The organism is Bartonella sp. AA89HNZF (assembly GCF_042196905.1).
Lineage (GTDB): Bacteria > Pseudomonadota > Alphaproteobacteria > Rhizobiales > Rhizobiaceae > Bartonella.
Map to the genome: position 1 here is coordinate 1 of NZ_JBHIRD010000036.1, position 7,493 is coordinate 7,493.

Consider the following 7,493-nt stretch of genomic DNA (forward strand, 5'->3'; position numbering starts at 1 on the left):
ATATTGTTTAATGTTTTATAAGATTTCCAAATTGCCTCAGTGTGATGTCTTATGACTTTTCACTAAAGGGTGCCATTTATAACGTATGGTAGGTCGACCGCCTTGGGAGTTATTCTCTCCAGAGATTTCACGAATATAGTTACAACGGCATAAAAGCTCCAAAGCTTGCTTAACGGTTTGATTATCTTTTAAAGAAGTCCAACTTCTTTGATGAATATCGCGTAAAGTAAAGATATCTAATAACCAATAAAAAAGTTCATGCAAATTTCTATTAAGCAAACTCTTAAGTTTTTCTACTATGATATCATTGCCAATAGGCGTTTCTTTAGAAAAAAGCTTATCACTGTCCTTTTAATTTCAAAAGATTTAGAGAAAATAGCAATGGCTTATTTATTGTTTTTATTCTTGAATATTTTGTAGGTTTCTTTTTTCTAGTTGCTTCATTTTTGATACCATACTTTTGAAAGCTATAGAGAGAAAAATAGCTGGTGTTTCATAGCTAAATGCTTTCTAATAATGAGCTATTACAGAGATTGGAACAATTTTTCAATCACCGTGCTATTTTGAAGCTATACGAATCCCATTACTAATAATCATAGATAAACTATATAAAGTATAGATAGCAACATTTTTGAAGGCAAAAGATAAATAGATTTAATAATTTATGACCGAATAGTTTTTAACACAATTAAAAGGTAGTTAAATTAAGTACGACCATTTTTTGTAAAAACGTGTAATTACATACTTTAAGAAAATTATTGCCATGGACCATTATAATCATTGCTGCATTTTAGCTGTCGTTTTCTTTATCACGACCAATATTTCGTTCTTTAATTTTATCACATAGAGATATAATTGAAAACACTAAACAAAAAATTACTATTTCAACACCATGTCCTTCTCTTAAAATATAACTAAGATCTTCATATATATCACTAATAATGCAATGAAGAGTTGAATTATGATCATGTCCTATGTGAATTGGTTTGCAAGCCTCTTCCACAGGATAATCTACTGCTAAAAGAAAGAATATTGTAGTAGAGCCTACAACTATTAACAAAGATGGAAAAAACGCCCACTTTTTAAATTCATAATAACGCCAATAAGCATATAGCAAACAAAGTATTACAGCTATCAATATTACTAGAGGAGTCATTTTTTTCTTATTATTTAGATTATTCACGCATTTTATGAATGATTCTTTTTATTGTATCAATATGTATTATATTTAATGGTATTATCTATCTTATTAGAACAATGATATAATATGCGATTTTGTATTGGTAATATGTGACAAAATTATATACTATTTTATCCTTATTTATTTGTATTGTGTTTAATTATGATGTTATGTAGTTCAAAAATGCCGTTTTTCTTTATTTAAAGGGGCATTATTATAGGCACGCTTTGCTAGGGTGAAACTGTTTTACGACCCGCATCATCCCCATCCATTGCAATGGTGAGACGCGCTTTGTTATGGGGAAAATTCAAATGCATAAGAACCAGTCCCTTTAACAAGAGCAATCAACGCGGGCAGTGTAACCCCAGAGGGGTGTGGACATTTGTCGTAAAAGCGTAAATAAGGAGATAAGTCACACGTGATCCCACGCATGCGTAAATAGATTTCTGCTAAAGTATTTTTGATTGGTTTGCTTTGTTGCCAAATTACTTTTGCTCTCTCTGCTTTCCTTTTTGCTTGTTTGAGATCAGCACAAAACTGTTTTGAGAAAGAAAGCGTCTGATCATAAGCTTTATCAAAAAAGGCTTGTTTTCCAAGCAAGCCAATTCTAATAAGCGCTTGTATGATCTCTCTAAAAGAGCAGCCAGCATAACAATAGAGCAATAAACGCCCATCATTTCCATTAGAAATAGATAAACTAGGCAGCCTATCATCATGAGCAGGGCAACGGGCTGTTCCATAACGCCCATGCCAAACCCCGCGCAAGGCACGTGTGATACCTTGCGCATTCTTAAAAGAACACATCATTGTAAATCCTATAACGTTGCGTCACAGGACGGATTGTGCTATCTCTAGGGTGATGAGTTTGAGAAAGCCTTGTCCGTCCTTACGTGACAAGGTTTTTTTTATGCCGCGTCACTTTGACGTTGCTGTTTTGCTTGCTCGATGACATTGATAAGATCCGATTGTAACCAACGGGACAAAAAACCAAATTTTAAAGGTTTTGGGAGAGAGCCATTGGTAACATGACGGCGGAATGTTGAGACACTCATATGAAGCAATTTTGCACTTTCACGGTCTGTCAAAAGAATATCATTTTCTGTCATACTAAAATCCTTTCTATCAAAAAATGGTAACAAATCATAACTATTTATTAACCACATTTTGGTTCATTTAGAAAGATGTTTTATTCATAGAAAACAATATTTTATCATATAATTTCTGATGTGATAATTTATGAGTCTTATTGAGAGAGAATGAGAGAGAAGAGAGAGAAAGTTATCCACAGATCATGGGGTTATGCACCCCATATCTTAAGATTGACCCGTGACATAAGCCGCCCATTTATCCATATAGACACGGCGCTGTTCTAGATAGTCCGTACGACGATAAGCACGCTCTACTTGTCCTCCGACTGTATGACTTAGAATAGTTTCAGCGACTTCATAGGGAGCATCGGTTGTTTCAGCAAGCCAATTGCGTAAACTAGAACGAAAACCATGGGGGCAGGCTTCAAGGTTATTGTCTCTCATATACTTTGACATAACCATAGGTGAAATAGGAGCCCGACTAGAAAAAGAAAAGATGAAATTACTTTTAGAGATACAACGGGCTTGTTCTATCACTTTCATTGCCTCTGATGATAAGGGGACGCGAAATTCTGTTGTAGCATCGCGCTTTCCTTTCATATTTTCAGCAGGAATAGTCCATATATCCCCATCAATCTGATCTTCACGAATATGACGCAAGGGATTGGTACGAACCCCTGTAAGGATAAGCAAACGCAAAGCCAGTTGTGTGGGGTTTGTTGTTTGGCAAAGCGTTTTATAAAAAGCGGGAACATCTTTCCAATCCATTGCAGGTAAGTTTTTGATTTTATGGCGTTGTTTGCCTAAGAGAGCGCGTGCTTTTTCTACTGCTTGTAAATCAACATCTAAACCCAAAGCAGCCGCATGTTTGAGACAAAGATTGAGACGAATGAGAGCTCTACGCGCTGTAACAGCTTTTGTATGCCAGATAGGGGCAATAGTGTTGCGTATCTCAGTTTGTGTAATCTCAGAAACCGGCAGACAACCTAATTTAGGGAGAATATGAAGGCGTAATGGTAAAAACCAATCTCCATCTTTACCATCATTCTTGAGTTCAGCTTTACGACTTTCAAAAGCATCCACGGCAATATCTTTTAAATAATGGAGATTGCTTATTGCTTCACGCTTTTGTTTATTGCGTTCTTTAATGGGGTCACGACCCTCACGTAAAACCGAACGCCACCCAGTTGCCAATTCACGGGCTTGTTTTAAAGAGACATCTCGCAACGCTCCCAAGCCCATTTCACGACGACGTCCATGAATAGTATAACGGTAAATCCATTGAGCACCTCCATCTTTACGCTTATGAAGAAGCAAGCCGGCACCATCATTATATTTTCCAGCCCCCAATGTTGCGACAGATCTTGCATTAAGACGGTTCATAAGAGCCATTTTTAAATCCTTTCTTATACAAATTTGATCCACACACTCATCCCACTTGTTATGTGCAAATGAGTGGTTTTGATTGATTCAAGATAAGCAGGTTTGAAATGAGAGAATCTTCCGTTATTCGGGATTCTAACTCAATATGAATAACGCTAAATTATCATTATAAATCAATATCTTGAATCTGATAGCCAAGGTTTTGCGCTATTCTATAAATTTCTTCTGCCGGATTGAGATCTCTTTGTGCACAAGTCGCTACAATCGTACGCAATTCATTCCTTATGATCTCAGAAATTGTGTTTGGATCTGCATACTCAGGATAAAGTGACGACCAAGAACTCAATTCCTTCGCACGCTTCTCATAAAGAAAATTTGCCGCATCACCAAAATCACTGGATTTATTTTGAAACGACTTAACAGAATTATTAAAAAATTCACCAAGACGTATATCATGCTGCTGCTGTTCCTCAGCTTGTCTTAGCGCTTCTTTCTGTTCCCTAATATACGCATCCTGCTCTCGAATCTTTTTTCCCATCCAACTCATATAGCCAATAATGTCTTGTGTAGGGTCTGGGGGTGCATTTTCACCTTCAACCATTGGCGTCTGGGACTGGGGTTCATAAAGCTTGACAAGCGCTTCACGAGCTTGTTTGGCTTGTTGCTCCATACGCTGCTGTTCTATACTAGGAACAATCTCTGAAGGCTTTTCAACGGGCTGTGCAACCGGCTCTGGAGACGTAATGTCATCATTATCAATCGTTTCACCATCATAAGTGCCAGCATCAAAAGAGCTCTCATCATCAAAGACCGGTGCTCCAACTCTGTAATCTTCATTCATAGCTTCGTTCATTTCTGCATTCATTCTCTAACCTCTCTCAAATGCTTCTTCCTCTGTATGTTGCCGCTCTTTCACGCATGATTTGATTTTGCGCTCGTTCATTAAGAATACGCTCCCGTTCAAGCTCATGCTTCTGTTGCATCAATTCAGCTTCCAATTCTGCTCTCTTTTGACGCATGACCAATTCAATCTGCTTGCCTTGTAAATCCATCTGTTGCATCTGACTTTTAGCCGCAATATCTTGCTGCTTTTCCTGCAACTTCATTTCTTGTTCCGGATTCATTTGCTGTTGTTGGGCTTGTTGTGCCATTTGCTGCTGTTGCATCTTCTCACTCACACGATTAAGCAATGACGCAGGCAATGGAGAATAACGAAGTAGATCAAGCATAATATCCGGCGTAATCGCATTTTGAAGCAATGGGAGCAGCTGTGTGATGATACCAAAGGTGCGCTCTTTCTCATTCGGGCTGGTTGGAGCATCATCGACAACAATGTCATACTCGACACTCGTTACTTCTTCACGCGTCAATGGAATATATTGCGCATTCTCCTCACCAGATATCCGTACCAAACGACCATCGGACAAGTAATTCTGTATCAAGTGCAAAATAATCTTACCTTGCCGCTTGCGGTACAAACGTAAACCATCAAACAGACAAGCAAGCAGGTTAAGACTAGATTGACGCCGTTGTGCTTCTAAAATCCCTGCTTGTGAGACTTCTCTCGTCCCGATAAACTCAGGCGATAAGCCCGTAACTTGATTAATTGCTTCCTTAGCTTCATTAAACAGCTGGAAAAAGCCCTCTGGAAACTGTGCTACAGGCTTTGGTTGTATCTTGCCTTCTGCAAGAGCGCCATCTTCAGCAACTAGCAACGCATCAGCCCGCGCCCAATCTTGCATAGCCTGCCTGATGTCCTTAAACGCCCCTTCCTCGACAATAAGCCCCCCTTTGGATTGGCTATTAAGGATATACATCACTTGACTAAAATATTTATTCGCCCACCGTTGTGGATCTTTTGTCGGGCGCACAACCCCATAAAATTGCCGTTCTATCTTGTCAAAATACCCCGTTATACACTCCCAACCCAATTGACCAGCTGGAACTAAAGGTTGATCGGGGGATTCAAGCAACTTTCTCCCTAAAAAAGCACGTCTTACAACCTTTTTATTGAAAGCTGCCCCTTGAATATCGGGCATCATGCACTGGAGCTGCTTAAATTCTTCCTCGCTATAATCACGAAGTTCTCCAGTGCTTAAATCGGGCGCTTTGTAATATCGCTCGCTTTCAAACCAACGGCATTCAACAAGCGTTCAAGGCATTGATTTATAATCATAATCTAGCGTTATTCATATTGAATGAGAACCCTGAATAACGTAAGATTCTCTCATCTTAAATCTGTGTATCTTGAATCAATTCATATCACTTGCTTGCACACCACAAGCGGGGCTGACGTGTGGGTAAAAACTATAGCAGAAAGGAGTAAAAATGGTTCTTATGAATCGTCTTAATGCAAGATCTGTCGCAACATTGGGAACTGGCAAATATAATGATGGTGCCGGCTTGCTTCTTCATAAGCGTAAAGATGGAGGTGCTCAATGGCTGTATCGTTATACCATTCATGGGCGGCGTCGCGAAATGGGCTTGGGTGCTTTAAGAGATGTCTCTTTAAAACAAGCCCGTGAATTGGCAACTGGGTGGCGGGCTGTTTTACGTGAAGGGCGTGACCCTATTAAAGAACGTGAAAAACAAAAGCGTGAGGCAATAAGCAATCTCCATTACTTAAAAGATATTGCACTAGATACTTTTGAAACTCGTAAAGCTGAATTAAAAGGTGATGGTAAAAATGGTAAATGGTTTACACCTTTACGCCTTCATATTCTCCCTAAATTAGGCTGTTTACCCGTTTCAGAGATTACGCAAACAGAGATACGCAATACCCTTTCTCCCATTTGGCATACAAAGGCTGTAATTGCTCGAACAGCATTGATACGTCTTAATCTTTGTCTCAAACATGCGGCTGCATTAGGTGTAGATGTTGATTTACAAGCTGTAGAAAAAGCAAAAGCTCTCTTAGGAAAACAACGCCATAAGGTCACTAATAGACCAGCCATGGATTGGAGAGAGGTTCCGGCTTTTTATAAAACACTCTGTGAAGCATCAACCATAACACAACTGGCTTTGCGTTTGCTTATTCTGACAGGTGTTCGTACCAATCCTTTACGTCATATTCATAAAGATCAAATTGATGGGGATATATGGACCATACCTGCTGAAAATATGAAAGGCAAGCGTGATACAACAAAAGAATTTCGCGTGCCTTTATCAACTGAAGCATTAGACATTTTAAAACAAGCACGATTGCTTTCTCGTAATGATTTCTTTTTTTCTGCTAAAGGTCGCGGTCCCCTCGCTGAGAAGTGTATGGCTCAATATATGAGAGACAATAAACTTGAAGCCTGCCCGCATGGTTTTCGCTCTAGTTTACGCGATTGGCTAGCAGAAACAACCGATGCCCCCTATGAGGTCGCTGAAACTATTCTAAGTCATACAGTAGGAGGACAAGTAGAGCGCTCCTATCGTCGTACTGATTATCTAGAACAGCGCCGTGTCTATATGGATAAATGGGCGGCTTATGTCACGGGTCAAACCTAAAATATGGGGTGAATAACCCCATTATCTGTGGATAACTTTAGCTCTCTTCTCTCTCATTCTCTCTCAATAAGACTCATAAATTATCACATGAGAATTTATATGATAAAATATTGTTTTCTATAAATAAAATACCTTCAAAAATGAACCAAAATGTGGTTAATAAATAGTTATGATTTGTTACCATTTTTTGATAGAAAGGATTTTAGAATGACAGAAAATGATATTCTTTTAACTGACCGTGAAAGTGCAAAATTGCTTCATATGAGTGTTTCAACATTCCGCCGTCATGTAACCAATGGCTCTCTCCCAAAACCTTTAAAATTTGGCTTTTTATCCCGTTGGTTACA

The 7,493-nt window shown here is 38.8% G+C and carries 7 protein-coding genes and 2 pseudogenes; 2 read left to right on the forward strand and 7 right to left on the reverse strand.

Annotated elements, in window-relative coordinates; translation table 11 throughout:
- Nucleotides 1-36 precede the first annotated feature (36 nt).
- The 7 genes and pseudogenes from ACFIN0_RS09140 to ACFIN0_RS09170 form a co-directional block, all read right to left on the reverse strand.
- The gene (locus tag ACFIN0_RS09140; RefSeq protein ID WP_375702383.1) at nt 37-279 is read right to left on the reverse strand and encodes a hypothetical protein; all 243 of its coding nucleotides are present in this window, start codon (nt 277-279) and stop codon (nt 37-39) included.
- Nucleotides 280-790: 511 nt separating this feature from the next.
- Nucleotides 791-1,156, reverse strand: a complete 366-nt coding sequence (locus tag ACFIN0_RS09145; protein WP_375702384.1) for a hypothetical protein — start codon at nt 1,154-1,156, stop codon at nt 791-793.
- Between the two features lie 336 nt (nt 1,157-1,492).
- A pseudogene (locus ACFIN0_RS09150) lies at nt 1,493-1,984 on the reverse strand (virulence-associated protein E); the annotation flags it as partial.
- A gap of 101 nt (nt 1,985-2,085) precedes the next feature.
- Nucleotides 2,086-2,286 (reverse strand): AlpA family transcriptional regulator, encoded by a 201-nt coding sequence (locus ACFIN0_RS09155; RefSeq protein ID WP_011180791.1) that lies wholly within the window; start codon nt 2,284-2,286, stop codon nt 2,086-2,088.
- A 207-nt stretch (nt 2,287-2,493) separates the two neighbouring features.
- Nucleotides 2,494-3,660, reverse strand: a complete 1,167-nt coding sequence (locus ACFIN0_RS09160) for a tyrosine-type recombinase/integrase (protein ID WP_375702385.1) — start codon at nt 3,658-3,660, stop codon at nt 2,494-2,496.
- 157 nt (nt 3,661-3,817) lie between these two features.
- The gene (locus ACFIN0_RS09165) at nt 3,818-4,516 is read right to left on the reverse strand and encodes a hypothetical protein (protein WP_375702386.1); all 699 of its coding nucleotides are present in this window, start codon (nt 4,514-4,516) and stop codon (nt 3,818-3,820) included.
- A gap of 13 nt (nt 4,517-4,529) precedes the next feature.
- A pseudogene (locus ACFIN0_RS09170) lies at nt 4,530-5,804 on the reverse strand (phage portal protein); the annotation flags it as partial.
- Nucleotides 5,805-5,979: 175 nt separating this feature from the next.
- Here ACFIN0_RS09170 and ACFIN0_RS09175 point away from each other — a divergent pair.
- A complete protein-coding gene (locus ACFIN0_RS09175) occupies nt 5,980-7,146 on the forward strand; it encodes a tyrosine-type recombinase/integrase (protein WP_375682101.1) in 1,167 nt (388 codons plus the stop codon).
- 207 nt (nt 7,147-7,353) lie between these two features.
- Nucleotides 7,354-7,493 (forward strand): helix-turn-helix transcriptional regulator (locus ACFIN0_RS09180; RefSeq protein WP_375633082.1); only part of this gene is annotated, 140 nt, incomplete at its 3' end.